This is a genomic window from Rhizobium changzhiense, assembly GCF_013087625.1.
Lineage (GTDB): Bacteria > Pseudomonadota > Alphaproteobacteria > Rhizobiales > Rhizobiaceae > Rhizobium > Rhizobium sophorae.
In genome coordinates, this window is the sequence record NZ_JABFCQ010000005.1 from 399,049 (window position 1) to 425,579 (window position 26,531).

A 26,531-nucleotide genomic window follows, 5' to 3' on the forward strand; every position below is an offset into this window, starting at 1 on the left:
AAGGAGACCAATCATGTCTCTCATCCATGAAATCGACTACGGCACCCCTGCTTCGAAATCCGAGGCCATGGTGACGCTCACCATCGATGGACGGCAGATCAGCGTGCCGGAGGGCACCTCGATCATGCGCGCCTCGATGGAGGCCGGCATCAAGGTACCGAAGCTCTGTGCCACCGATATGGTCGATGCTTTCGGCTCCTGCCGGCTCTGCCTCGTCGAGATCGATGGCCGCAACGGCACGCCCTCCTCCTGCACGACGCCGGTGGCGGCAAACATGGTGGTGCACACGCAGACGGGGCGGCTGAAGGATATCCGCCGCGGCGTGATGGAACTCTATATTTCCGACCATCCGCTCGACTGTCTCACCTGCGCGGCCAACGGCGATTGCGAATTGCAGGACATGGCGGGCGCCGTCGGCCTGCGCGATGTGCGCTACGGTTATGAGGGCGACAATCACGTCAAGGCGCGCAGCAATGGCGAGATCAATCTGAAATGGATGCCGAAGGACGAGTCCAATCCCTATTTCACTTATGATCCCTCCAAGTGCATCGTCTGTTCGCGCTGCGTGCGCGCCTGCGAGGAAGTGCAGGGAACCTTCGCGCTGACGATCGAGGGGCGCGGTTTCGGTTCGCGCGTTTCGCCCGGCATGCACGAGAACTTCATCGAATCCGAATGTGTCTCCTGCGGCGCCTGTGTCCAAGCCTGCCCGACGGCGACGCTGACGGAGAAGTCGGTGATCCAGATCGGCCAGCCGGAGCATTCGGCCGTGACGACCTGCGCCTATTGCGGCGTCGGCTGTTCTTTCAAGGCGGAGATGCGCGGCGAGGAACTGGTGCGCATGGTGCCGTGGAAGGACGGTCAGGCCAATCGCGGCCATTCCTGCGTCAAGGGCCGCTTCGCCTATGGCTACTCCACCCACAAGGATCGCATCCTCAATCCGATGATCCGCGAAAAAGTCAGCGATCCCTGGCGGGAAGTGAGCTGGGATGAGGCCTTCGCGCATGTGGCGCTGGAGTTCCGCCGCATCCAGTATCAATACGGCCGCGAGGCGATTGGCGGCATCACCTCGTCGCGCTGCACCAATGAGGAAACGTATCTGGTGCAGAAGCTGATCCGCGCCGGCTTCGGCAACAACAATGTCGACACCTGCGCCCGCGTCTGCCATTCACCGACCGGTTACGGCCTCGGCCAGACATTCGGCACGTCGGCGGGCACGCAGGATTTCGACAGCGTCGAGCATTCCGACGTCGTCATCGTCATCGGCGCCAATCCGACCGACGGGCATCCGGTGTTCGGCTCGCGGCTGAAGAAGCGGCTGCGCCAGGGTGCCAAGCTCATCGTCATCGATCCGCGCCGCACCGATATCGTCCGCTCGCCGCATATCGAGGCCTCCTATCACCTGCCGCTGAAGCCCGGCACCAATGTTGCGGTCATGACGGCGCTGGCGCATGTGATCGTCACCGAAGGGCTCTTTGACGAGGCGTTCATCCGCGAGCGCTGCGACTGGTCTGAGTTCGAGGACTGGGCGGCCTTCGTCGCCGAACCGCAGCACAGTCCCGAAGAGACCGAGATCTTCACCGGCGTGCCGGCGGCGGATCTGCGCGGCGCGGCGCGGCTCTATGCGAAGGGCGGCAATGGCGCGATCTACTATGGCCTCGGCGTTACCGAACACAGCCAGGGCTCGACCACGGTGATCGCGATCGCCAACCTGGCGATGGCGACCGGCAATATCGGCCGTCCCGGCGTCGGCGTGAACCCGCTGCGCGGCCAGAACAATGTGCAGGGCTCCTGCGACATGGGTTCCTTTCCGCATGAATTGCCGGGCTACCGGCACATTTCCGACGATGCGACGCGCGATATCTTCGAAAAGCTCTGGGGCGTGAAGCTAAACAACGAGCCGGGCCTGCGTATTCCGAACATGCTGGATGCGGCGGTCGACGGCACCTTCAAAGGCATCTACATCCAAGGCGAAGACATCCTCCAGTCCGATCCGGATACCAAACATGTCGCGGCCGGGCTTGCGGCGATGGAATGCGTCGTCGTGCAGGACCTGTTCCTCAACGAGACCGCCAATTACGCCCACGTCTTCCTGCCGGGCTCGACCTTCCTCGAGAAGGACGGCACCTTCACCAATGCGGAGCGCCGCATCAATCGCGTGCGTAAAGTGATGTCGCCGCGCAACGGCTATGGCGACTGGGAAGTGACGCAGAAGCTTGCCCAGGCGATGGGGCTCGACTGGAATTACAGCCATCCGTCGGAGATCATGGACGAGATCGCCGCGACGACGCCGAGCTTCGCGATGGTCTCCTACGACTATCTCGAAAAAATGGGCTCGGTGCAGTGGCCCTGCAACGAGAAGAACCCGCTCGGCTCGCCGATCATGCATGTCAACGGCTTCGTGCGCGGCAAGGGCAAGTTCATCCGCACCGAATATGTGGCGACCGACGAGCGTACCGGTCCGCGCTTCCCGCTGCTTCTCACCACCGGCCGCATCCTCAGCCAGTACAATGTCGGGGCACAGACGCGGCGGACGGAGAATATCGCCTGGCATGCAGAAGACCGGCTGGAAATCCATCCGCACGATGCCGAGCAGCGCGGCGTTCGCGACGGCGACTGGGTGAAACTCGGCAGCCGCTCCGGCGACACGACGCTGAGGGCGCTGATCACCGATCGCGTCGCGCCGGGTGTCGTCTATACGACCTTCCATCATCCCACGACGCAGGCGAACGTCATCACCACCGATTTCTCCGACTGGGCGACGAACTGCCCGGAATACAAGGTGACGGCGGTGCAGGTCTCGCCTTCCAACGGGCCAAGCGAATGGCAGCTCGAATATGACGAGCAGGCGCGGCAATCACGCCGCATCGCCGGCAAACTCGAGGCGGCGGAGTGACGATGCGGGGGCGATCTGGTGTGGCTTCCCCTTCTCCCCTCGGGGAGAAGGTGCCCGAAGGGCGGATGAGGGGGCGGCTCGACAAATGCGAACTCGCTTTGGCTCGTTCGTTCGCGCCTATCGTCGCTCACCCCCTCATCTGCCCTAACGGGCATCTTCTCCCCGCTGGGGAGAAGGGGGAGTTTGCATCATGACCTTCACCGTCACCGCCCGTGCTCCCGAAACCGCCCGCCGCAACGGCATCCTCCAGACCGGTTCGCGCATCGTGCCGGAAGAGGTGCCGATCGCCTTTTCCTATGGCGGCAGTTCGCATGCGGTGATGATGGCTACGCCTGATGATCTCGAGGATTTTGCGATCGGATTCAGCCTGACCGAAGGGATCATCACCGGGCCGGCGGAGATATCAGGCATCGAGGTCGTCGAGGGCGAGCAGGGGATCGATGTGCAGGTGAGCCTGGTCGATGACGTCGCCGATCAGCTGCGGGCACGACGCCGCAGCATGGCGGGACCGGTCGGCTGCGGGCTCTGCGGCATCGAATCGATCGAACAGGCGGTCCGGCCGGTGCCTGATGTTTCAACATCGCCGTTGGCGCTGTCGCATGCGGATATCGTCCGCGCCGTTTCGCTTCTGAACGAGGCGCAGCCGCTGCATCTTGAGACGCGGGCGGTGCATGGCGCCGGGTTCTATCTTCCCGGCAGGGGGCTGATTGCCGTGCGCGAAGATGTCGGCCGGCACAATGCGCTGGACAAGCTCTGCGGCGCCGTCATCCGCGCCAGTGAAAGAGGCGGGGACGGCGCCGTCGTCGTCACCAGCCGGCTCTCCGTCGAGATGGTGCAGAAGGCGGCGATCCTCGGCAGCCCGGTGCTCATCGCCATTTCGGCGCCGACGGCTCTCGCCATCCGCACGGCCGAAGAGGCCGGCATGACGCTCGTTGCGCTGGTGCGTGGCGAGGATTTCGAAATTTTCACCCACCCGCACCGCATCTCGCCCGGAAGCATTGCCGATGTCGCATGATACCAAGACCAAGCTCGTTTATATGGCAAACCAGATCGCCACCTTCTTCAAGAGCCAGCCGGAAAGCGAGGCCGCGCAGGGGGTCGCTACCCATATCAACAAATTCTGGGACCCGCGCATGCGGCGGCAATTGTTCGAAATTCTGGAGAATGAGGAGAACGGCCTGGACGCGCTCGTGCTTCAGGCCGTTCCTCTTATCCGAAAGCCGGAGCCGGCAACACACTAAAGCGCGTTCCTCGCGCTTTAGGTCTTTATTTCAATGCTTTAGTCCTAAAAACCAGGATCGATCCGTGCGGGAGGGGAGGCAGGAGCAACCTGCCTGCGCATGTGCCGGTGACCAGTAAAAGCTGAAATCAAACCCGATTTGAATCAAGGAGGAGTTTTCATGACTGCAGCGGAAACACGTACAGACGGGGCGTTGGCGGGCCTGCTCGATCGGGAAAGGATCGTCGCAAGGCCTGGGTTCAATCGGTGGCTGGTGCCGCCGGCAGCGCTCGCCATTCATCTCTGCATCGGCATGGCCTATGGTTTCAGCGTGTTCTGGCTGCCGCTTTCCAAATCGCTCGGGATCACGGCCTCGACAGCCTGCCCTGATCTGACACTCGCCTCGGCGCTGTTCACCACGACTTGCGACTGGCGCGTTGCAGACCTCGGCTGGATCTATACGCTGTTCTTCGTCCTGCTTGGTTCATCCGCCGCCATCTGGGGCGGCTGGCTCGAGCGGGCCGGTCCGCGCAAGGCCGGCGTCGTTTCCGCCTGCTGCTGGTGCGGCGGCATCATTCTTGCCGCGATCGGCGTCATCACTCATCAGCTCTGGCTGATGTGGCTGGGTGCCGGCGTCATCGGCGGCATTGGTCTCGGCCTCGGTTACATCTCGCCGGTCTCGACGCTGATCAAATGGTTTCCCGACCGGCGCGGCATGGCGACCGGCATGGCGATCATGGGCTTCGGCGGCGGTGCGATGATCGGCGCCCCATTGGCCAACCTGCTGATGAATAATTTCAAGACCGACAGTTCGGTCGGCGTCTGGCAGACCTTCATCGTCATGGCGGCGATCTATTTCGTCTTCATGATGGGCGGCGCCTTCGGCTATCGCCTTCCGCCGGCCGGCTGGCGTCCCGAGGGTTGGACGCCGCCTGCAGCCAAGAGCACGATGATCACCACCAAACATGTGCACCTGCGCGATGCCCACAGGACAAAACAGTTCTGGCTGATCTGGGCGGTGCTTTGCCTTAACGTTTCCGCCGGTATCGGCGTTATCGGCATGGCCTCGCCAATGCTGCAGGAAATCTTCGCCGGTTCGCTGATCGGCCTGCCGGATGTCGGCTTCGCCCAGCTCGACGCCGGGCAGAAGGCATCGATCGCCACGATCGCCGCCGGTTTCGCCGGTTTGCTGTCGCTCTTCAACATCGGCGGACGGTTCTTCTGGGCGTCGCTCTCCGACAAGATCGGCCGCAAGAATACCTATTATTGCTTCTTCGTCCTCGGCATCGTGCTCTATGCGCTGGCGCCCACTTTCGCGGGCATGGGCAACAAGGCGCTGTTCGTTCTCTCCTTCGGCATCATCCTGTCGATGTATGGCGGCGGCTTCGCGACCATCCCGGCCTATCTTGCCGATATTTTCGGCACGCAGTTCGTCGGCGCCATCCACGGCCGGCTGCTGACGGCCTGGGCAACGGCCGGCATCGTCGGGCCTGTCGTCGTCAACTATATCCGCGAAGCGCAGATCGCCGCCGGCGTGGCACCCGGGCCAACCCTTTATACCGGCACCATGTATATCCTCGCCGGCATGCTGGCGCTCGGGCTCATCGCCAATGCGCTGATCAGGCCGCTTTCGGACAAATGGTTCATGTCCGATGACGAGGTCGCCGCGTTGCAGGCGAAGTCGGCGGCCGTCAATGCCGGGCCGACGGGTTCCTTCGGCATCGGCACTGGCGGGTTGGACGCCAAGGCGATGCTTGCCTGGGCCGTCGTCGGCATTCCGCTGCTGTGGGGTGTCTGGGTGACGCTGAGGGCGACTTTCGCGCTGTTCGGATGAGCAAAAGTGCCGCCTCCTGGCGGCACAACCAATCCAGTGAGGCTGCCGTTTTCCTGCAGCCTGCTGCTTGTTCCGCAATAAAAAACCGCCCGTTGCCGGGCGGTTTTCGAATATCCGAATTGTATCGACCGGATCAGGCGGCCAGTTCGTCCGTTTCGTTTTCCTTGAACATCTTGGCGAGGTTCAGGAAGCAGATCATGCCATTTTCCGAAGCAATGATGCCTTCGCAATAGGCGCGGTCGAAGGAGGCGGTCACCTCGGGCACCGGCTGGACCTGGCTGGACGAGATGGTGAGAATGTCCGAGACGCGGTCGACCAGCATGCCGATGACCATGCTGTGAACTTCGGCGACGACGATGGCGCTGCGCTCATTGGCGACCGTGCTCTTCATGCCGAGCTTGAAAGCAAGATCGATGATCGGGATCACCGAGCCACGCAGATTCATGACGCCGATGACATCGGCCGGCGCATGCGGGATCGGCGTCGACGGCGCCCAGCCGCGGATTTCGCGGATGGTCGTGGTCTTGACGCAGAATTCCTGGTCATGCAGGCGGAAGGCAATAATTTCGAGCGTATCGCCGCTGAAGTTAGTCGAATTGATCGTGGCCATTAGAATTCTTCCCAACTATCGTAAGCCAGGGCAGAAGCGGATGCGCCACCATTGGCGCGGACAAGCTTTGCCTTCATACCACGCGATGGCTTTGCGCTCGGCGAAGCATCGTTACGGTTATCGATGACTTTAGCGAAAGAGTGTTGCCCAAATCTAAATTGAAAGACCAGATTGAGAAGGTTTTTAAGCTCGGATGAAGGGAGGCAGTTTTGCTGCCGATCTCCTCCAGCCGATATTTTTGCAGCAATTCAAAGTGCTACAGCGTCCTTCGCGCGTCAAAAAAGACGCGTGGCGCTGCAGTCGGGATCCTAAAGAAGAATTTCGCCGATTTACTCAGCTTATCGTTTTTTCGATCTGGGAGACTGCCCAATCGACCTGCTCTCTTGATATGACCAATGGCGGAGCGAGGCGAATCGTGTGGTCGTGGGTGTCCTTGGCGAGAAGACCGCGCTCCTTCAACGCATGGCAATATTGCCGGGCGCCGCCGGCTTCGGGTTCCAGCTCGATGGCCATCATCAGACCGCGGCCACGCACGTCCCTGACGATGTTTGAGCGGATCGACCTGAGGCCTTCGAGGAAGTAGTCGCCCATGACAGCGGCGTTCTCGATCATGCCCTCTTCCGTCAGCACCTTGAGTGCTGCGCGCGCCACTGCGCAGGCGAGCGGATTGCCGCCGAAGGTCGAGCCGTGTTGACCTGGCTTCAGCACCCCCAGAACTTCGGAATTCGAAAGCACGGCCGACACCGGATAGAAGCCGCCGGACAGCGCCTTGCCGATCAGCGTCACGTCGGCCTCGATGCCTTCGTGCTCTTCGGCCAGCAGCTTGCCGGTACGGCCGAGGCCGGTCTGGATCTCGTCGAGGATGAGGGTGACGTTGTTTGCCGTGCAAAGCTCGCGGATGCGGGTGAAATAACCCGCCGGCGGGATAATGACGCCGGCCTCCCCCTGGATCGGCTCGATCAGGGCGGCCACGGTATTGCCGTTGATTGCGGCGGCGAAAGCCTCTGCATCGCCGAAGGGAATGATGCTGAAGCCCGACGTGTAGGGGCCGAAACCGCTGCGGGCATCGGGATCTGTGGAGAAACTGATAATGCTCAGCGTGCGGCCGTGGAAATTATCGGCGCAGACGATGATCTCCGCCTTGCCCTCCGGCACACCCTTGACCTCGTATCCCCATTTGCGCACCGCCTTGATGGCGGTCTCCACCGCTTCGGCACCGGAATTCATCGGCAGGATCTTGTGCGATCCGGTGAGAGCCGCGAGCTCTTCGTAGAGATAAGCGAGCTGATCGTTGCGGAAGGCGCGGGAGGTGAGCGTCAGCCTGCCCGCCTGCTCGACCATGGCGGCGAGGATCTTCGGATGGCAATGGCCCTGGTTGACGGCGGAATAGGCCGAGAGGCAATCGAGATAACGGTTGCCGTCGGTATCCCAGACATAAACACCTTCGCCGCGCGTCAACACCACGTCGAGTGGTTTGTAGTTGTGGGCGCCGAGCCGCTGTTCCGTGGCGATCAGTTTTTCCGAAGTGTTCATGGCCGTTCTCCCTCTAATCTTATTTCAAGACATGTCGTTTTCGCAAAACCGCTGCACACTTTTGCTCGACATGCTCTTATGCGGCGCGTGTCGGGCGATCGAAGATGCGCCGGCCGAAGAGGCTTGCCGTCAGCTCCACCAGGATGCGGGCGCTCTTGCCGCGATCGTCGAGAAATGGATTGAGCTCGACGAGATCGAGCGACGAGACGAGGCCGCTGTCCGAAAGCATTTCCATCACCAGATGGGCCTCGCGAAAGGTCGCGCCGCCAGGCACCGTCGTGCCGACGCCGGGGGCAATCTCCGGATCGAGGAAATCGAGGTCGAGGCTGACATGCAGCAGGCCGTTCGCCTTGGTGACGACATCGAGGATCTCACGCATGATGGCGCCGATGCCCTGCTCGTCGATTGCCCGCATGTCGAAGACATTGACGCCGTGTTCGTGGATTTCCTCGCGCTCGCGCGCATCGACCGAACGGATGCCCACCTGGAAGACATTCTTCGGATCGACGAAGGGGCGGTCCTTCGGCAGGATCTCGGCGAACTCCGCCTCGCCGCAGAAGAAGGCGACCGGCATGCCGTGAATATTGCCGGAGGGCGAGGTGGCCGGGGAATTGAAATCGGCATGGGCGTCGAGCCAGAGCACGAAGAGCGGGCGGTCTTTGCTGGCGGCATAACGGGCCATGCCGGAGACGCTACCCATGGAAAGGCTGTGGTCGCCGCCAAGAATCAGCGGGAAACGGCCGGAGGCGGCGACGTCGTGGACGCTGCTTTCGAGGGCGCGCGTGAAGGCGCCGACGATCCTCAGATTGTGGGCTTTCGGATGGTTCGGCAGATCCATTGCCGGCACGATGCGCAGATCGCCGATATCGGCGACGTCATGGCCAAGCTCGATCAGCGTCTGGTCGACGCCGGCAATGCGCAGGGCCGCGGGGCCCATGGCAGCCCCTCTGCGGCCGGAGCCTTCTTCCAGCGGCGCGCCGATGAGGGTGACAGATCGCGATTGGGCATTCATGTGGAGGGCTCCGTGTTGAGGCCTGTTTCGGCCGATAGTGGGATAAAGGGCTGGCGGCAAAAAGATGGAAAAGTGTCAGAAATGGACTATGATTGCGCAGATTGATAAACCTATTTTGACAAAGTGATCAGCGTGGATGATCTCGACACCGAACTTCTGAGTGCGCTTCGCCACAACGCCCGGATTTCCGTCTCTTCGCTTGCGGCGATGACGGGTGCATCACGGGCGACGGTCGCTGCCCGGATCGACCGGCTGGTCGCCAGCGGCACGATCGTCGGCTTCACCATCCGTACCGGTCATGAGACGCGCTCCGCCGGCGTGCGCGCCATCGTCATGATCGAGGTGCTCGGCAAGCTCGCCGACAGGGTGGCCGATCAATTGAGAGGCCTGCCGCAGGTGCGCGCGCTGCACAGCACCAACGGCAAATGGGATTTCGTCGCCGAACTCGAGGATCGCGACCTTGCCGCCTTCGACGAGACGCTGCGCCGCATCCGGCTGATCAACGGCATCAATTCGACCGAGACCAACATCCTTCTCAAGACCAGCAAGACCGGTTTCTAAGCCGGCTTAAAGCCCATGCTGTCCTCAAACTGCTGCACAGCTTCGGGCGAGATGCATCAGTATTCGCGTTCGTAGACAATGCCGGCTTCGCCCTCACCGTTGCCACCGGCCCCTCCGCGCAGCTTGACGCCGCGGCCGACATCGAGGTTGATCACCGCCTTGGCGCCGGCCGAGCCGCCCTGCTGCAATTCGAAATAGGTGCGGTCGTTGAGATAGCGGCCGACGCTGACGCTCGTCTGCCCCTTGGAATCGGTGCTGACGTCGAAATCGTCGACGCCGAGCTGGTTGCGCAGGCCTTCGAAAAGCGAGGTGGAGCGGTTGCCGGCAAGCTGACTGACGGCGTCGGCGAGCTGGGCGATCTGCACCGGTGAGAGCTTCGACATCGACTGGCCGAAGATCAGCTGCGCCAGCACCTCGTCCTGCGGCAACTGGGGTGAGGAGGAAAAGGTGATCGCGGGGTCGGTGGCGAGGCCCGCAACGTCGACGGTCAGCGTCGTCGAGCCGGAGGCCGAGGTCGCTTCCATATCGAGCGCCGGCGTCAGATCACCGGCAAAGGTGATCCTGCTCTTGTCGGAGAAATCCAGACGGCGGTTGAGAATGGTCATGCGGCCGCGGCGCATGGTGAAACCGCCGGTCACGATGGGTGCAGCCGCCGTTCCGCGGATCGTCACCAAGCCGCCAAGCTCGGCATCGATGCCGCGGCCGCGTACGAAGATATGCGAGGGCGCATCGATTTCGAGATCCAGCGTGATCACGGAGGATTTCTCGCCGGGTTTTCGCTCGCCGTCATCGCGCAGCTGCGCAATGACGGCCCGCGGCGCATTCTTGTGCCGGATGTCGATTTCTCTCAGCGAGGTCGGCAATTTTTCCGGGACCGTGATCGAGGTCTTGTCCAGCCGAAGCTTGCCGCTCAGCGTCGCATTCATGATCGGCCCCCGCAGGCCGACCGCGCCATTGACGGTCGAGACGACAAGGGTTCCATCGACATAGACCGCCTTGTCGAGCTTGATCGAAATATCGGCGGGAAAGCCGCCCGCCGGCTGGATGCCGATGGTGCCGATGGCGGAAATCGTGCCGCCGCCGCCAAGGTTGCCGCTAAGGCGCGATATCACGGCCTGGCTGCCATTGAAGGTCACGGTCGCCGTCAGATTGTTGACGGCCATATTGCGCCGGACGTCGACGAGCTTGGCGCCATTGGTCGAGACGGTGCCGTTGATGACGGGTGCTGCGGCTGTCCCGCCGATCTGCAGGTTGACGGTGGCGACGCCGTCGGCGACGAAGCCTTGTTGCGCAAGCGGGGCGCCGAGCACAGCGAAAGGAAGATTGCCTGTGAAGCGCATGTCCATGGCGCGATTGCCTGAAATCACCACGCTGCCGCCGCCCTTCAGCGACATGCCGGCATCACCGGCAAGGCTGGTGTCGACCGTCAGCCTGTTTCCGGCAAGTTTGCCCGATGCGCCGATGGTGAACGGCGAAAGGCCGGCACCTTTTGTCTGGCTCGTCGCCGCGTTCTTCCAGTCGACCTTGAAGTCGACGGAGGGCGCCGATAGCGCGCCGGTGGCCTTTGCGGTCGCTGAGACCGCACCCTCGGCGGCAAGACCGGGAACGAAGCCGTTGGCGATGCCGGCCGGAACATTGGTGGCGTTCGCCGTGACGTCGACCGAGCGGATCGACGTACCGGCGATGGCAAGATTGCCGGCAGCTTTCACCGCGATGCCGCCGCCACCAGTAAGGTTGGCGTCGAAATCCAACCTGTCACCGGCGTATTTTCCCGTCGCCGCCAGCGCAAGGCGGGACAGGCCGGCAGCCTTGGTATGACTGGTTGCGGCATTCTTCCAGTCGAGCTTGAAATCGACGATCGGATTTGCCGGCGTTCCCGACGTTATGGCGCTTGCCGAAAGCGTGCCCTCGGCACCGAGGCCGGGAACGAAGGCATTTGCGATATTTGCCGGCAGCGCCGGAATATCGGCATTGATCGAAAGGTCCCGGATGACCGTTCCCGCGATCGTGACGCCGCCCTTCGCCTTGGCCAACACGCCGTCCTTGCCGGCGAGATTAGCGTCGAAATCGACCCTGTCATTGGCGAATTTGCCGAAAGCCGCAGCACTCAGGCCCGAAAGGCCGCTGCTCTTGGTCTGGGCGGTCGCGGCGTTCTTCCAGTCGAGCTTGAAATCGACCGCCGGCTTCGGAAGCGCGCCAGAAGCGGATGCCGTTCCCGAGACGGTGCCTTCGGCGGCAAGACCTGGGACAAAGCTGTTGGCGAGGCCTGCCGGAAGGTTGACGAGATCGGCCTTGACGTCAAGATTGCGGACCGACGTGCCTGAAATCCCAACATTGCCGGCGGCCTTCAGCGAGAGGCCGTCCTGGCCGGCGAGATTGGCATCGAAATCGAGCCGGTTGTCGGCGAAGCGTCCCGATGCGGCAAGTGCGAGGCCCGAGAGACGCGCGCTTCTGGTCTGGCTGGTCGCAGCATCCGCCCAGTCGAGCTTGAAGTCGGCTTTCGGTGCGGCGGGTGTGCCGGCTGCGGACAGGGTGCCGGAAATCGTGCCGCCGGCCGCCAGATCGGGAACGAAGGCATTTGCGAGACTGGCCGGAAGCTTGGCGATCTCGGCATCGACCTTGATGCTGTCGATCGCCGTACCGGCCAATGCGACATTGCCCGTGGCCTTCAGCGAGAGGTCTTTGTCGCCGCTGACTGCCGCATTGAAATCAAGCTTGTTGTCGGCAAATTTTCCCGATGCGGTCGCGCCGATCGCGGCAAGGCCGGCACGTTTCGTGTGGCGCGTCGCAGCATTTTTCCAATTGAGATCGAAATTGGCGGTCGGGGCGGAAAGAGAGCCGCTGGCCGAGACCGTTCCAGAGATCGCGCCTTCGGCGGCGAGATCGGGGACGAAGTTGTTTGCGATATTTGCAGGGATATTTGCCAGCGCGGCGTCGACTTTGACATTGCCGACTGTTGTGCCGGTGACGGCGATATTGCCGTTAGCCTTCAGCGAGACGCCGTCGGCGCCGCCGATCACGGTGTCGAAATCGAGCTTGTTGTCTGCGAATTTTCCCGATGCCTTCAGGCCAAGATCCGCAAGGCCGGCGCGTTTCGTCTGGGTCGTCGCAGCGTTTTTCCAATCCAGATCGAAATTGGCAGTGGGAGCAGCGAGCGAGCCGGAGGCCGCTACCCTTCCTGAGATCGTCCCTTCGGCGGCGAGATCGGCGACGAAGCTGTTTGCGATGCTTGCCGGAACATTTGCCAGCGCGGCGTCGATCTTGACGTTGCCGATCGTCGTGCCGGTGATGGTGACATTGCCGTTTGCTTTCAGCGAGAGGCTGTTGGCGCCGCCGATCACTGTATCGAAATCGAGCTTGTTGTCGGTGAATTTTCCGGATGCCTTCAGGCCAAGATTCGCAAGGCCGGCGCGTTTCGTCTGGCTCGTCGCGGCATTCTTCCAATCGAGATCGAAATTGGCGGTGGGTGCAGCGAGGGAGCCGGAGGCCGCCACTTTTCCTGTAATCGTGCCTTCGGCAGCGAGATCGGGAACGAAACCATTAGCGATACGGGCAGGCAGATTGAGGATATCGGCGTCGACATCCAGCACGGGTGCCTTCGGGTCGGCGAGCGCGACATTGCCGGCAGCCTTCAGCGAGAGGCCGTCATTGCTGCCGACCGTGGTGTCGAAATCGAGCTTGTTATCGGCGAATTTGCCGCCGGCGGTGATGCCGAGCGGTGCTAGGCCCGCCCCCTTGGTCTGGCCGGTCGTCGCGTCCTTCCAGTCGAGCTTGAAGTCGGCGACCGGTGCTGCCGGCGTTCCGGTCACGGCAATGGTTCCGGAGATCGTGCCGCCGGCTGAAAGGTTCGGCACGAAACCGTTGGCAAGTGCTGCCGGCAGCTCGCGGATGTCTGCATCGATCTTCAGCGTTTCGCCGGCGGAACCGGTGACGGTCACCGAACCGGTGCCGGTCTTCAGCGTCAGTCCGTTCAGGCTGGCGGCGCCGCCGCCGATGGCGGCCTGCGTCGGTGCGGCAAGCTCGATCGGGATATTGCGGGGGCTTGCCGAGAAGCGATCAAGGTTCAGGTGCATCGTGCCGCCCGCCGCTTCGATATTGCCGGCGGCCAGCACGGGATTGCCGTCATAGGCCGCATCGAGATCGAAATCGGTATGGTCTTGCTGCTTGGTAAAATCGAGCGAAAGGCCGGCGAGCCTGTTCGTTCCGGCACTCACCTCTTCAGCCTTGACCGTGCCGTTTGCCGCAAGGGCTTTGAGATCGCTGACCGTGACATCGATATCCGGCTTGACGATCGCAAGCGTATCACGGCGGATCGAGTCGCCGGTCGCAAGCAGCTTGAGCGCAATCCTGCCGCCATCGCTGCTGACGCCGAGCGACCCCTTGAGATCGCCTTCGGCCTTCTGTCCGCCGAGTGCGGCGAGCAGGCCGACATTGGGGAAATCGAAGGTCAGTGCGCCTGTCGGCTCCAGGGAGGACGAGAACTCCACATCGCCGGTCAGCCGGTTGCCGCCGATTTCGGCGGTCAGCGCCGGAATGCTCGTCTTGCCGTCCTGCGAACTTATGTCGCCGTTGATGCTGATCGGCTGGCCGTCGATCGTGCCGGTGGCGGCGATCCTGCCCTGCGGGGCCTTGGGATCGGCGAGACCCGACAGGTCGATATTGAGGTTGCCAAGCACGCGGTCGGCCATTTCAAGGCTGGGCGCCTTGAGATTGGCCGTGACGGAGATTGCCGGGAGCTCACCTCCCACTCTCAACGCATAACCCGCCCCACCGCTGGCGCCGGGGATGAGCTTGCCGATGTCAGGCAACCGGCCGGAGAGATCGGCGTTCAAGATCCCGCCGTCGAGCGCAACGTTGCCGGCGGCTTCGAGCGTGCCGGACTTCAGGACGAGGTTGGACAGCGCGAATTTCGACGGAATGGTGCCGACCACCTGGCTTTCGAGCGAGATCGGTCCGTCGAACCTGCCTGTTGCCGCAGCCGGCAGAGCTGCCGGGTTGATGGTGAGTTTGAGGTTGCCGGTCAGCGCTTGGTCTGTCAGCCGATAGGAGCCGTTGAGGCTGCCGTTGATATTGGCGCTTTCGACGGTGGTGCCGTTGAAGCCGATACCGGAAGGCGAGATCTGCAGCGGTGAGGCGATCGTGACCGGTCCTTGGATGGCGCGATTGAGGTTCGACTCGGCAAAGCTCATGTCACCGGCAACGAGGCGCAGCTGGACGCTGCCGGAACGGGCGGCGAGATTGAAGGCGTCGCTCTTGGCCGTCAGCTTGACGTTGCCGACATCGGCCTGCGGCAGGGTTGCGGTGTCGAGCGAGCCGCTGACGTTCAGTCTGGCGGTCTGCGCATCGCCGGTCAGTGCCAGGTTGAGACCTGATATAAGGAAGCGCGCTTCGCCTTCGGCGAGCGGCCAGCGGAAATCGACAGGCCCCGACGTGCCGAGCAGATTGGCGTTCAGGCTGTTGTTGCCGGCCGGATCGAGGGTGCCCGAGGCGGCGATTACGACGCTGCCGGTGGCGATATTGCCGGTCTGGATATCGATCTTGCCGTGATTGTCGAAGGTGGTGGCAAGATCGATATTGGTCTGGCCGGCAAAAAGCGGCCGGAATGCCGATGGAAGCAGCGAGCTCAGGTCACCGCCGCCCTTGAGGTCGAGGTGGTGCAGCCCGTCTTCCGTAATCTGATGGCGGGCTTCGATTGCGGCGCGCTGCTGCCCGTCGAGGGCAGCCTGCAATTTGCCTTTCCAATCGGATATCGGCCCCTGGCCGTCCAGGTCGATGTTGACGGCCGGGCTGTCCGGCAGGCCGAGAAAGCCTGCCAGCAGCCCGCCCTTCGGCTCGGACAGCTGCGCCTTCAGCCGCAGCCGGTTTTCGGCTGGCGCAAAAGCGATGTCGGCAGCAAGCCGCGCGTCCGGCACTGCATGACGGCTGACATTGACGACGGCCTCGCCGCCATCGCCGTTCGCCGAAAGGCTGCCTTCGGCGGCGAGCGCAAAGGCGCGGCCGGCCAGCGGTGCGGCAAGTTTGATATCGGGCAGCGCGATGCGGTCTATATCGACCTTGATCGGAAGGCTGAATCCGCCGGAATTTTCAGCTTCGGGCCGCGAGGGCAGGGTGCGTACCGGCTTGCGCAGCACGTTGATCGCTTCGATCTCGAAGCGTTTGGCATGGAAGGTTCCGGTCAGCAGCGCAAGCGGATTCCAGTCGATCGCGACGCCATGAATTTCCGCAAAGACACCCCTGGTGTCGGAAATGGAGATCTCGGCGGCGCGAAGCCCGCCGGTCAAAAGGCCTTGCGGTTCGCGAACCTCGATCGTCATGTCGCGGTTGGACAGCGTGGAGGCTATCTTTTCGGTGACGATGCGGGCGCCAAAACTGGTGAAGCCGAAGATCGCCAGTGCCACGACCGCGAGAATCAAGGTGGCGCCGACGACATAGCCGGTGAGCCGTACGACCCAGTTGACGATTTTTGTCAGCGTTTGCATCGGCGCGGACACTACCCCGTTTTCATGACGGCCCACAGATCGGAACACAGCGGAATCGGCAATCCTAGAAGGATTGGCCGATACCGGCGTAGATTCCGTAATCTGTGCCATCTTCGTACTTGTTCAGCGGCATGGCAAAATCAAGCCGCAGCGGGCCGAAAGGCGTTGCATATCGTATTCCGGCGCCGGCGCCGGCGCGGATATCGGAAAAACCCGGAAAGGTGCTGTCCGATACGGTGCCGACGTCGATGAAGGGCACGATGCCGATCGTATCGGTGATCTTGATGCGGGCCTCCAGCGAACCGGTCACATAGGAACGGCCGCCGGTGGGATCGCCATCGTCGTTGTAGGGCGAGATTTCCTGATAGCTGTATCCGCGCACGGAGCCGCCGCCGCCGGCAAAGAAGCGCTGTGTGGCGGGAATGTCCCCAATGCTGTCGCCGCCGATCAGGACGCCGGCGGCAACCTTGCCGGCAAGCACCAGGCCGTCTTCCTGGCCGAACGGCAGATAGCCGGAAATCGAGCCCTCGAATGCCGCATAGGGCGTGGTGTTGAAGATCTCGTAACCGGGCTTTGCCGACAATGTTGCGCGATAACCCTCCGTCGGGTTGAACTTGTCGTCGCGTGCGTCGCGGTCATATTGGATCGGCAAGGTGAAAGTCAGATAGTCGTTCGTGCCGAAGGCGTCGTCGTCGCGCTCCCAGCTGAGCTCGCCGCTTGCCGAGACCGTGTCCTGGTCGGTTAGTTCGTAGGAAAGGCCGAGCGAGGCGGTGACGAGCGTGGCGTTATAGGCATCCGGATTTTCGGTCTTGGCGACGATGCCGGCCTTCAGCGTGGCGGCGGGGAAGAAGGCGCCGGGCTTGGTGAAGAGAATGCCGGCGGAATAGTCGAGGCTGCCGACATCCGTCGTTTCGCCAAGCCGCGAGACCGATCCCTCGATCCTCAGTGTTTCCGCCTCGCCAAACAGGTTGCGGTGGCCCCAATAGCCCTGAATACCGAAGCCGTCGGTGGTGGAATATTGCGCGCCGACGCCGAAGTAGCGCCTCTTGCCTTCGGAAACCTCGATCGTCATCGGCAACGTGCCGTCCGATGCCAATGCATCTCCTTCGTGGATGGTGACGCTCGAAAAGACACCGAGGGCGCGAAGGCGCTCGCCGGCTTTCTTCAGCGTTTCCGGCGAATAGGCTTCACCCTTGTTCAGCCGGGAATAACGCTGGATGAAAGCTGGCCTGACGGTCTTCTCGCCGGTGACGCCGACATCGCCGATCGGAGCGATGGGACCGCCCTCGGCAGCAAGGACGATATCGACAGTGTCGCTGTTGTGATCGGCAACGACCTTGCGTTCGGTCAACTTGGCGAAGGGCCGGCCTTCGCTCTTCAATTGTTCGACGATCTTGTCGCCGGCCTTGATGATGGCGAGCGAGCCGGCCTCAGCGCCCGGGGCAAGATCGTAATCGGCGGGATTATGGTTTGCGGCATCGCCGCCGAACTGGACCTCCCTGACCTTGAAAACGGGGCCGGGAGCAATGTCGACGGTGACGGGGATCGGCCCTGACCGGTCGAATGTCGGATTGGGCGGCAGGTCGTCGATATTTTTACCGTCGATGGTAATCGTCACCAGGCCGCCATAACGGGCCTTTTCATACAGAGTGGCGATCAGCCGCTCTCGATCGTCGCGCGCCTTGACGACGACGCCGAGATCGCCGGACACCGGCAGTTTCTGGTCACTGAGGAGACGGGAACTGTTTTCCAACGCTTCTTTCAGGTCGGGATCGGCGGTATCGGCTTTGAGGTCGACGTGGTAGCGCACCGGATCGGGCACCTGTTCGCCTTCGTCTTCTTCTTTGCCGAAAATGGTGATGCCGAAAAGCTTGAAGGCGTAAGCGTCGCCGATCAGGACCGGTGAGAACGCAGCTGCCGCTGCGACCACCATCATGGTGCCTGTTCGCCGATACGCAGTACCTGTTTTCGGGCTTGTCCCTCTGATCCGCATCCGCCGCTTTTGGTTATGCCTACAATGAAGCTTCGTTGCCCAGCCATGAACAGCTTAGCGACAAAATCGCGCGGGGTGTACCATTTTAAATTGCCAACGCGCTAATTTAGCACAAAAAATCCCGGACCTGTGTCCGGGATTTTCTGAATTTGCCGATTTCAGAGCGCGCTCAGCGCGGGCAGGTATCGATATAGCGGCGGCCGTAACGGTCGCGATAGTAGCACTGGCCGGGCTGTTCGGCGACGCTGCCGATGAGGGCGCCGGACACACCGCCGATAGCGGCGCCGACTGCCGCGCCACGGACGTTGCCGGTGACTGCGCCGCCGATGACGGCGCCGGATGCAGCGCCGATGCCGGCGCCCTGCTGCGTCGGCGTGCAGCTTGCGATCGACAGGCCGATCAATGCGAGTATGACAACTTTCTTCATCTTTTCTCTCCGAGGTTGTTGCCCAGCGGGCAAAGGCCGTCCCTTTTATTTTTTTGTCAGGCTAGACCGAAAACTATGTCGGAAGAAAGGGTTGTCCACTGCTGCGCCGATTTTTTTGCAATCGGGCTGTCGTCGCCTTTTGCACGGTCCGCAAACTCGGGTGCCTTCTACGGCATCAATTTCGTTGATCGCGGCTCGCATATTTTTTATCTGGAATCATTCAAAAATATGGGCCTTTTGCCGCAGTTGATGTTAAAGCAAAGGGTAAGCATTGACGCGCGGACGTCCAGTCATCAAGAACATTCGCGCGATACTGGAGCATATGATGGATTTCGAAGCGTTTTTCAAAAACGAGCTGGACGGGCTTCATACCGAGGGCCGTTACCGCGTTTTTGCCGATCTCGAGCGTCACCGCGGCAATTTTCCCCGGGCGACGCGCTACACCGCGGATGGCCAAAAGGAAGTCACGGTCTGGTGCTCCAACGACTATCTCGGCATGGGCCAGCATCCGAAGGTGATCGAGGCGATGAAGAACGCCATCGACCACTGTGGCGCGGGTGCGGGAGGCACCCGGAATATTTCTGGCACCAACCATCATCACGTCATGCTCGAGCGTGAGCTTGCCGATCTGCACGGCAAGGAAGCAGCGCTGATCTTCACGTCGGGCTATGTTTCCAACTGGGCGGCCCTCGGCACGCTCGGCGCCAAGATCCCCGGCCTCATCATCTTCTCCGACGCGCTGAACCATGCCTCGATGATCGAGGGCATCCGCTATGCCAAGTGCGAAAAGGTGATCTGGAAGCACAATGACGTGGCCGATCTCGAAGCCAAGCTCAAGGCCGCCGATCCGAAGGCACCGAAGCTGATCGCCTTCGAGAGCGTCTATTCGATGGATGGCGATATCGCTCCGATCAAGGAGATCTGCGACCTCGCCGACAAATATGGCGCGATGACCTATCTCGACGAAGTGCATGGCGTCGGCATGTATGGCCCGCGCGGCGGCGGCATCGCCGAGCGCGAAGGGTTGATGGACCGGCTGACCGTCATCGAAGGCACGCTCGGCAAGGCTTTCGGGGTGATGGGCGGTTATATCGCCGCTTCGACGGCACTTTGCGATTTCATCCGCTCGTTCGCTTCCGGCTTCATCTTCACCACGGCGCTGCCGCCGGCGCTTGCCGCCGGCGCCGTCGCCTCGATCCAGCACCTGAAGGTCAGCCAGTTCGAGCGCGCCCGCCATCAGGACCGTGTCCGCAAGCTGAGGGCGCTGCTCGACCAGAATGGCATCCCGCATATGCCCAATCCGAGCCATATCGTGCCGGTGCTGGTCGGCGATGCGGCCAAGTGCAAGTGGATCTCCGATCTGCTGCTCGACAATTGCGGCGTCTATGTCCAGCCGATCAACTATCCGACCGTGCCTAAGAAGACCGAGCGGCTGCGCATCACGCCGACACCGCTGCATTCCGACGCCGATATCGCCCATCTGGTCGAGGCGCTGCATTCGCTCTGGTCGCGTTGCGCCCTCGCAAGGCACGTCGCCTGATTTTTCGATGATCGCTCGGTTCGAACCGTAGTTCAGGGCCTCCACTTGGAGGCTCTGACAGCGATCGGTCTTGCTCCCGCAAGGCGCTGCAGCAAACCTCCCTTGCTCGTCCAAGATCATCCGCTCTGCGCTTGGTCTTAACGCCTCTGACACATCGCAATCGGCCTGACCGATTCGCGTGAATCTTTTCCCTGTGTTTGCCTCCTGCCGCAATTGCGAGCCTCGGGTGTCAAGTGAGAAAACCTTTTCTCACTTGACATAAGGATTGGTAAAAGCTTTTCTCAGATCACTTCAGAAGGAGGGACGTTCTGAACATATCGGGAGGAAAAAGAGGCAGGATCACCATCCACGAGGTGGCGGCGGCGGCTGCTGTGAGCATCTCGACGGCGTCGAAAGCTCTCAATGATACCGGCCGGATGGGAGCGGAAACGCGCGAGCGGGTGAAGCGGATCGCCGGCGAAATCGGATATCGGCCGAATGCGCTGGCGAGAGGTCTTCTCAGCAAGCGCAGCTTCACCATCGGGCTGCTGACCAACGACACCTACGGCCGTTTCACGCTGCCTGTCATGGCGGGTATCTCGGATGCTCTCGTCGATCACGGCGTTTCGGTCTTCCTGTGCGCCATCGAAGACGATCCGGCGCTCGCCCAGATCCATGTCGACGCGATGCTGGACAAACAGGTCGACGGCATCATTGCGACGGGAAAACGCCTGGATCGGCGCCTGCCTGTCGATCTTTCGAATTTGCATGTGCCTGTCGTCTACGCATTCACGGAGGGGACGCAGAACAGTGTCACCTTCCGTTCGGACGACGAACAGGGTGCGCGGCTGGCTGTGGAATGGCTCGTGAAGATCGGACGGCGGCGGATTGCGCACATCACCGGGCCGGAGGACTTCTTCTCAGTGCGGGAACGTGCCGGCGCCTATCACGAGGTGGCAGGTCACCGTGAGCCGGTGCTCTACGGCGTCTGGTCGGAAAGCTGGGGGCATGATGCGGTCGAACAGCTTTGGAAGAGGTCGGGAGAAAAACCGGATGCTCTCTTCTGCGGCAATGACCAGATCGCCCGCGGCGCGGTGGATGCGTTGCGCGAGCGCGGCGTCAAGGTGCCGCAGGACGTCTCGGTCATCGGCTTCGACAATTGGGAGATTGTTGCGGCCCAGACGCGACCGCCGCTGACGACGGTGGACATGGAACTGAAGGAGCTCGGGCGGCAAGCCGGATTGACGGTGCTTGCGCTTGCGGAAGGACGGCCTGTCGAACCGGGAGTGAGGAAATTGCCGTGCCGGCTGATCGTCCGGCAGTCATGCGGGGGTGAAGCCCCCTAGGAATGAGAACAAGAGAATGAGCAAAGGCGCGAGGAGATGCGCCATATCGGGAGGAGAGTCATGATCAAGCGTCTATTGGCGGCGACCAGCATCGCTACCTTGTGCCTGTTTTCGGCCGCGTCAGCCGCCGAGAATGTCGAAATGTGGGTTCGTACGGGGATCGGCGACGCCTTCAAGAAGGTCGTCGAAGCCTATAATTCTGGTCACGAGAACAAGGTCGTGATGACGGAGGTGCCGTTCTCCGAACTAGTGCAGAAATATGCGACGGCGATCGCCGGCGGACAGGCGCCGGACGCGCTTTCGATGGATCTGATCTATAACCCTGCCTTTGCTGCGGCCGGCCAGCTGGAAGACCTGACGGACTGGGCAAAATCCCTGCCCTATTTCAACTCGCTTTCGCCATCACATGTTCGCCTCGGCACCTATCAGGACCGGATTTATGGCCTGCCGCTTTCGGTCGAGACCTCCGTCTTTGCCTGGAATAAGGATCTCTACAAGAAGGCCGGTCTAGACCCGGAAAAGGCACCGGCGAACTGGGACGAAATCACCGCCAATGCCGAGAAGATCCGGGCGCTGGGTGACGATACCTACGGCTTCTATTTCTCCGGCGGCGGCTGCGGCGGCTGCATGATCTTCACATTCACGCCGCTCGTCTGGGGTGCGGGCACCGATATCCTGTCGGCCGACAGCAAGACGGCGACGCTCGATACGCCGCAGATGCGCAAGGCCGTCGATATCTACCGCAACATGGTCAAGAAGGACCTCGTCCCGGCAGGAGCCGCCAGCGACAACGGCGCCAACTTCCTGACCTTCACCAACGGCAAGATCGGTCAGCAGAGCCTTGGCGCCTTTGCCATCGGCACGCTGGTGACCGAGCATCCCGATATCAACTTCGGCGTAACGCTCATTCCTGGCGTTGACGGAAAGCCTTCGTCCTTTGCCGGCGGCGACAACTTCGTGATCACCAAAGGCACCAAGAAGATCGACGCGGTGAAGGAGTTCCTCGAATATGTATATTCGATGGACGGCCAGAAGATCATGGCGAAGTATGGCAGCCTGCCGACGCGCGGCGATATCGCCGACAAGGTGCTTGAGGGCCTTGATCCGCGCATGCAGGTCGGCCTGAAGGCGATCGGTGTGGCCAAGACCCCCTATACGCTGCAGTTCAACGACTTGATCAACAGCGCCAACGGGCCATGGGCAAGCTTCACCAACGCCGCGATCTTCGGCGACGACGTCGACGGCGCGTTTTCGAGTGCGCAATCGGAAATGCAATCGATCATCGATAGCGGCCAGTAAACTCTCCCTCGGCCGCGGCCGGGGAGCGGTGGCAGCTTCCCGGCCAAATTCAATTGACAGATGCGGAGCGTTTGATGACCGGTTCCGGTTCAGAGACCCTATTGCCTCGACGCAGGCGACGGCGCAGATCGAACTGGCGCGGCCTCGTCTACATCGCGCCTGCTATGGCGCTGGTCATCGTCTTCTTTATCATGCCGGTTCTCTTCACCGGATGGATGAGCCTGCACAACTGGCCGCTGATGGGGGCGTCCCGCTGGATCGGCTTCAACAATTATTTCCGCATGGTCAACGATACCCGTTTCATGACGGCACTGAATTTCACGGCCTATTACACCGTGATCGTCACCATCGCGATCTTTGCGATCGCCTTTCCGCTGGCAATCTTCGTCGAAAAGGAACGGCAGTTCGTCGGCGCCTACCGGACGATCATCTTCCTGCCCGTCGTCGTCGGCCTTGCGACCGCCTCGCTGCTTTGGGTCTGGCTCGCCAATGTCGATAGCGGCTTCATCGGCCCGGCCTTGAAGGCGCTCGGCCTCGTCGAAAAGAGCCCCAACCTGCTTGCGACCTTCGACACCGCCTTTCTGACGATCGTGGTGATGGTCGTCTGGAAGATCGCCGGCTTCACCATGATCATTCTTTTGACCGGGCTTCAGGCCATTCCGTCCGAGCTGACGGAGGCCGCCCGCATCGACGGCGCCGGCCGCTGGCAGCGTTTCCGGCATCTGACGCTGCCGCTGATGCGCAAGACGATTGCGCTGGCGCTGATCGTCTCCGTCACCGGTTCGATCCTCGCCTTCGACCAGTTCTACATCATGACGTCAGGCGGACCGCAGAACAAGATGATCTCGGTGGTCTACTACATCTTCAATCAGTCCTTCGTGTCGTTCAATCTCGGCTATGGCGCAGCGCTCTCGATCGTGCTTCTTGCCATCCTGGTGGCGATCAGCATCGTGCAGCTCTGGCTGCTTCGCGTCGGGGAGGAGCGTCCATGACCACCTCAAGGGAGCGCCGCGCGCGCAAGGCCATCCGGACGAAGTCGGCCTATCACCTGACCGGCATCGCTATCTCGATCTTCTTTCTCGCCCCCTTCGTAATCACGCTGTTGTCGTCCTTCCGGCATGGCACGGAGGCCAGCCTGCCGCCCTTGCCGCCATGGCCGACCTCAGGCGTCAGCATTGATTCCTACGCACTGCTCGATACGTTCGGCGCCGGCATCTGGCGGCACATGATCAATTCGCTGTTCGTTTCGGTCGCCACCGTGGTGCTCACCGTCGCCGTCAGCCTGCTCGCCGGTTACGGCTTCTCGCGCTATCGATTCCCGCTGAAGAACGCGCTCTTCGTGCTGATCATCGCGACGCTGATGATCCCGTTCCAGTCGATCCTGACGCCGCTCTTCATCATCCTGGCAAAGCTCGGCCTCAACAATTCGCTGCTTGGGCTGACGCTGGTCTATGTGACGCTGCAACTGCCCTTCTCGGTCTTCATGATGCGCAACGCCTTCGATGCCGTGCCGAAGGAGATCGAAGAGGCCGCGCGCATCGACGGTGCACGCGACCTCAGGCTCTTGGTGCGCGTTCTTCTGCCGTTGGTGCTTCCCGGCGTCGCGACGGTCGCGATCTTTGCCTTCCTCAATGCCTGGAATGAGTTTCTCGCCGCACTCGTGCTGCTCTCCAGCAATGAGAAATACACCCTACCGGTGCTGATGACGGCGGTTCGCGCCGGACGGCTCGGCGCCATCAATTGGGGAGCGGTCCAGGCCGGTGTCGTCGTCATGACGATCCCTTGCCTGATCGTCTTCCTGCTCCTGCAACGCTACTACATGCGCGGGCTGATGGCCGGCGCCGTGAAATGATCCCAAGAAGGTAGAGCCCATGACCAAATCAACCAATGACCGCCAGTTTCGTCCCGTCGCCGTTCCCGATGTGGAGCTCGGCGGCTTCTGGGGCAAATGGCAGGACGCCGTCTGCAATTCCACGGCCGAAACCCTGCTCGACCGCTGCGTCGAGGCCGGCATGCTGAAGGCGATCGATGTCGACCAACCGAGCCCGGGGGTCGTCATTCCCATTCAGCCATGGGGCGGGACGACGCAGATGTTCTGGGATTCCGACCTCGCCAAGTCGATCGAAACGATCGCCTATTCGCTCTATCGCCGGCCGAACCCGAAGCTCGAGGCCCGCGCCGATGAGATCATCGATATGTATGAGAAGCTGCAGGACGAAGACGGCTATCTGAACGCCTGGTTCCAGCGCGTCGAGCCTGCCCGCCGCTGGACCAATCTGCGCGACCATCATGAGCTCTATTGCGCCGGCCATCTGATGGAAGCAGCGGTTGCCTATTATCAGGCGACCGGCAAACGCAAGCTGCTCGACATCATGTGCCGCTATGCCGATTACATGATCAAGATTTTCGGCCATGGCGAAGGCCAGATCTCAGGCTATTGCGGCCATGAGGAAGTCGAGCTGGCGCTGGTCAAGCTCGCCCGCGTGACGGATGAGAAGAAATATCTCGACCTGTCGAAATACTTCATCGACGAGCGCGGTACCGAACCGCATTTCTTCACCGCCGAGGCAAGCCGCGATGGCCGCGATGTCTCCGAATACCACCAGAAAACCTACGAGTATGCGCAGGCGCACCAGCCGGTGCGCGCGCAGACAAAGGTCGTCGGCCACGCCGTGCGCGCCATGTACCTCTATTCGGGCATGGCCGACATCGCCACCGAATACAAGGACGATAGCCTGACCGCGGCGCTGGAAACGCTCTGGGACGATCTGACGACCAAGCAGATGTACATCACCGGCGGCATCGGACCGGCGGCCTCCAACGAAGGCTTTACCGATTACTTCGATCTGCCGAACGATACCGCCTATGCGGAGACCTGCGCTTCGGTCGGCCTGGTGTTCTGGGCGAGCCGCATGCTTGGCCGCGGTCCGGATCGGCGCTATGCCGACATCATGGAGCAGGCGCTTTACAACGGCGCGCTGCCGGGGCTTTCGACCGACGGCAAGACCTTCTTCTATGACAATCCACTCGAAAGTGCCGGCAAGCACCACCGGTGGAAGTGGCACCATTGCCCCTGCTGCCCGCCCAACATCGCCCGGCTGGTGACCTCGATCGGCTCCTACATGTACGCCGTTTCGGATAATGAGATCGCCGTGCACCTCTATGGCGAGAGCACCGCGCGGCTGAAGCTTGCCAACGGCGCCGAGGTCGAACTCGAGCAGACCACCAACTATCCGTGGGAAGGTGCGGTCGCCTTTACCACCAGGCTGGAGAAGCCGGCGAAGTTTGCACTGTCGCTGCGCATTCCGGACTGGGCTGATGGTGCAACCCTCAGCGTCAATGGAGAGATGCTCGATCTCAATGCCAATATGCGCGATGGATATGTCAGGATCGATCGTGAGTGGGCCGCGGGCGATCGTGTCGCCCTCTACCTGCCGCTGGCGCTTCGGCCGCAATATGCCAACCCGAAGGTGCGCCAGGATGCCGGCCGCGTCGCTTTGATGCGCGGCCCGCTGGTCTATTGCGTCGAAACCACGGACAATGGCGAAGACCTCAACGCCATCGTCCTGCCGCGTGAGCTCTCCACAGCCGAAACCGTTGTGCTGAAGGATCTCAATGACGCCGTTGCCCTCAATCTCAAGGTCGAGCGCGAGGAAACCTCGAACTGGGGAACAGCGCTCTACCGCAAGGCGCCGGCCGAAAGGCAGGTCGCCACCGCGCGTTTCGTGCCCTATCATCTCTGGGACAACCGCGCGCCCGGAGAGATGCTCGTCTGGGTCCAGTCGGACAGATAGGTCTTTTTGGGG

The 26,531-nt window shown here is 61.8% G+C and carries 17 protein-coding genes; 11 read left to right on the forward strand and 6 right to left on the reverse strand.

Going from position 1 to position 26,531, the window contains the following annotated elements; all coding sequences use genetic code 11:
- Positions 1-13: 13 nt before the first annotated feature.
- The 4 genes from fdhF to G9X68_RS24785 all read left to right on the forward strand — a co-directional run bounded on the left by fdhF (position 14) and on the right by G9X68_RS24785 (position 5,946).
- On the forward strand, positions 14-2,893 hold the full coding sequence (fdhF, locus tag G9X68_RS24770) for a formate dehydrogenase subunit alpha (protein ID WP_171604638.1): 2,880 nt from the start codon (positions 14-16) through the stop codon (positions 2,891-2,893).
- A 190-nt stretch (positions 2,894-3,083) separates the two neighbouring features.
- Positions 3,084-3,908: a formate dehydrogenase accessory sulfurtransferase FdhD gene (gene fdhD / locus G9X68_RS24775; protein WP_171604639.1), complete on the forward strand. Its 825-nt coding sequence runs from the start codon at positions 3,084-3,086 to the stop codon at positions 3,906-3,908.
- On the forward strand, positions 3,898-4,134 hold the full coding sequence (locus G9X68_RS24780) for a formate dehydrogenase subunit delta (RefSeq protein ID WP_171604640.1): 237 nt from the start codon (positions 3,898-3,900) through the stop codon (positions 4,132-4,134). The genes fdhD and G9X68_RS24780 overlap by 11 nt, the downstream gene beginning before the upstream one ends.
- Before the next feature lie 159 nt (positions 4,135-4,293).
- Complete coding sequence (locus G9X68_RS24785; RefSeq protein WP_171604641.1) at positions 4,294-5,946, forward strand: OFA family MFS transporter; 1,653 nt, start codon at positions 4,294-4,296, stop codon at positions 5,944-5,946.
- A 133-nt stretch (positions 5,947-6,079) separates the two neighbouring features.
- Here the strand turns inward: G9X68_RS24785 and G9X68_RS24790 are convergent, their stop codons facing one another.
- From G9X68_RS24790 to rocF, 3 genes are all read right to left on the reverse strand, one after another.
- On the reverse strand, positions 6,080-6,556 hold the full coding sequence (locus tag G9X68_RS24790) for a chemotaxis protein CheW (RefSeq protein ID WP_003543427.1): 477 nt from the start codon (positions 6,554-6,556) through the stop codon (positions 6,080-6,082).
- Positions 6,557-6,889: 333 nt separating this feature from the next.
- Positions 6,890-8,089 carry an ornithine--oxo-acid transaminase gene (gene rocD / locus G9X68_RS24795; RefSeq protein ID WP_171604642.1) on the reverse strand — a complete coding sequence of 400 codons (1,200 nt, stop codon included), beginning with the start codon at positions 8,087-8,089 and terminating at the stop codon, positions 6,890-6,892.
- A gap of 76 nt (positions 8,090-8,165) precedes the next feature.
- Positions 8,166-9,101: an arginase gene (gene rocF / locus G9X68_RS24800; RefSeq protein ID WP_025396247.1), complete on the reverse strand. Its 936-nt coding sequence runs from the start codon at positions 9,099-9,101 to the stop codon at positions 8,166-8,168.
- Between the two features lie 123 nt (positions 9,102-9,224).
- On the opposite strand from rocF, the gene G9X68_RS24805 reads away from it, so the two are divergent.
- Entirely contained in the window at positions 9,225-9,662 is a 438-nt protein-coding gene (locus tag G9X68_RS24805; protein WP_171376692.1) for an Lrp/AsnC family transcriptional regulator, read from the forward strand.
- A gap of 56 nt (positions 9,663-9,718) precedes the next feature.
- On the opposite strand, the gene G9X68_RS24810 is transcribed toward G9X68_RS24805, so the two are convergent.
- From G9X68_RS24810 to G9X68_RS24820, 3 genes are all read right to left on the reverse strand, one after another.
- Positions 9,719-16,141: a translocation/assembly module TamB domain-containing protein gene (locus tag G9X68_RS24810; protein WP_171604643.1), complete on the reverse strand. Its 6,423-nt coding sequence runs from the start codon at positions 16,139-16,141 to the stop codon at positions 9,719-9,721.
- Positions 16,142-16,205: 64 nt separating this feature from the next.
- Positions 16,206-18,134 carry an autotransporter assembly complex protein TamA gene (locus G9X68_RS24815; protein ID WP_171604644.1) on the reverse strand — a complete coding sequence of 643 codons (1,929 nt, stop codon included), beginning with the start codon at positions 18,132-18,134 and terminating at the stop codon, positions 16,206-16,208.
- A gap of 169 nt (positions 18,135-18,303) precedes the next feature.
- Positions 18,304-18,561, reverse strand: coding sequence for a YMGG-like glycine zipper-containing protein (locus G9X68_RS24820; protein WP_065281468.1), 258 nt, complete (start codon positions 18,559-18,561; stop codon positions 18,304-18,306).
- 325 nt (positions 18,562-18,886) lie between these two features.
- Here G9X68_RS24820 and hemA point away from each other — a divergent pair, with 325 nt between their 5' ends.
- The 6 genes from hemA (at position 18,887) to G9X68_RS24850 (ending at position 26,519) form a co-directional block, all read left to right on the forward strand.
- On the forward strand, positions 18,887-20,101 hold the full coding sequence (gene hemA, locus G9X68_RS24825; RefSeq protein ID WP_171604645.1) for a 5-aminolevulinate synthase: 1,215 nt from the start codon (positions 18,887-18,889) through the stop codon (positions 20,099-20,101).
- Between the two features lie 371 nt (positions 20,102-20,472).
- On the forward strand, positions 20,473-21,426 hold the full coding sequence (locus G9X68_RS24830) for a LacI family DNA-binding transcriptional regulator (protein ID WP_240604073.1): 954 nt from the start codon (positions 20,473-20,475) through the stop codon (positions 21,424-21,426).
- Between the two features lie 60 nt (positions 21,427-21,486).
- Positions 21,487-22,725: an ABC transporter substrate-binding protein gene (locus G9X68_RS24835; RefSeq protein WP_171604647.1), complete on the forward strand. Its 1,239-nt coding sequence runs from the start codon at positions 21,487-21,489 to the stop codon at positions 22,723-22,725.
- A 74-nt stretch (positions 22,726-22,799) separates the two neighbouring features.
- Positions 22,800-23,717, forward strand: a complete 918-nt coding sequence (locus G9X68_RS24840) for a carbohydrate ABC transporter permease (protein WP_171604648.1) — start codon at positions 22,800-22,802, stop codon at positions 23,715-23,717.
- Positions 23,714-24,577, forward strand: a complete 864-nt coding sequence (locus G9X68_RS24845) for a carbohydrate ABC transporter permease (RefSeq protein ID WP_012759218.1) — start codon at positions 23,714-23,716, stop codon at positions 24,575-24,577. The genes G9X68_RS24840 and G9X68_RS24845 overlap by 4 nt, the downstream gene beginning before the upstream one ends.
- A 19-nt stretch (positions 24,578-24,596) precedes the next feature.
- Positions 24,597-26,519 (forward strand): glycoside hydrolase family 127 protein, encoded by a 1,923-nt coding sequence (locus tag G9X68_RS24850; protein WP_171604649.1) that lies wholly within the window; start codon positions 24,597-24,599, stop codon positions 26,517-26,519.
- Positions 26,520-26,531 lie beyond the last annotated feature (12 nt).

What these genes read in the sequence shown, in the direction of transcription:
- fdhF (WP_171604638.1), top strand. Translation starts at nt 14, where the DNA reads ATGTCTCTCATCCATGAAATCGACTACGGCACCCCTGCTTCGAAATCC.
- fdhD (WP_171604639.1), top strand. Translation starts at nt 3,084, where the DNA reads ATGACCTTCACCGTCACCGCCCGTGCTCCCGAAACCGCCCGCCGCAAC.
- G9X68_RS24780 (WP_171604640.1), top strand. Translation starts at nt 3,898, where the DNA reads ATGTCGCATGATACCAAGACCAAGCTCGTTTATATGGCAAACCAGATC.
- G9X68_RS24785 (WP_171604641.1), top strand. Translation starts at nt 4,294, where the DNA reads ATGACTGCAGCGGAAACACGTACAGACGGGGCGTTGGCGGGCCTGCTC.
- G9X68_RS24790 (WP_003543427.1), bottom strand. Translation starts at nt 6,556, where the DNA reads ATGGCCACGATCAATTCGACTAACTTCAGCGGCGATACGCTCGAAATT.
- rocD (WP_171604642.1), bottom strand. Translation starts at nt 8,089, where the DNA reads ATGAACACTTCGGAAAAACTGATCGCCACGGAACAGCGGCTCGGCGCC.
- rocF (WP_025396247.1), bottom strand. Translation starts at nt 9,101, where the DNA reads ATGAATGCCCAATCGCGATCTGTCACCCTCATCGGCGCGCCGCTGGAA.
- G9X68_RS24810 (WP_171604643.1), bottom strand. Translation starts at nt 16,141, where the DNA reads ATGCAAACGCTGACAAAAATCGTCAACTGGGTCGTACGGCTCACCGGC.
- G9X68_RS24815 (WP_171604644.1), bottom strand. Translation starts at nt 18,134, where the DNA reads ATGCGGATCAGAGGGACAAGCCCGAAAACAGGTACTGCGTATCGGCGA.
- G9X68_RS24820 (WP_065281468.1), bottom strand. Translation starts at nt 18,561, where the DNA reads ATGAAGAAAGTTGTCATACTCGCATTGATCGGCCTGTCGATCGCAAGC.
- hemA (WP_171604645.1), top strand. Translation starts at nt 18,887, where the DNA reads ATGGATTTCGAAGCGTTTTTCAAAAACGAGCTGGACGGGCTTCATACC.
- G9X68_RS24835 (WP_171604647.1), top strand. Translation starts at nt 21,487, where the DNA reads ATGATCAAGCGTCTATTGGCGGCGACCAGCATCGCTACCTTGTGCCTG.
- G9X68_RS24840 (WP_171604648.1), top strand. Translation starts at nt 22,800, where the DNA reads ATGACCGGTTCCGGTTCAGAGACCCTATTGCCTCGACGCAGGCGACGG.
- G9X68_RS24845 (WP_012759218.1), top strand. Translation starts at nt 23,714, where the DNA reads ATGACCACCTCAAGGGAGCGCCGCGCGCGCAAGGCCATCCGGACGAAG.
- G9X68_RS24850 (WP_171604649.1), top strand. Translation starts at nt 24,597, where the DNA reads ATGACCAAATCAACCAATGACCGCCAGTTTCGTCCCGTCGCCGTTCCC.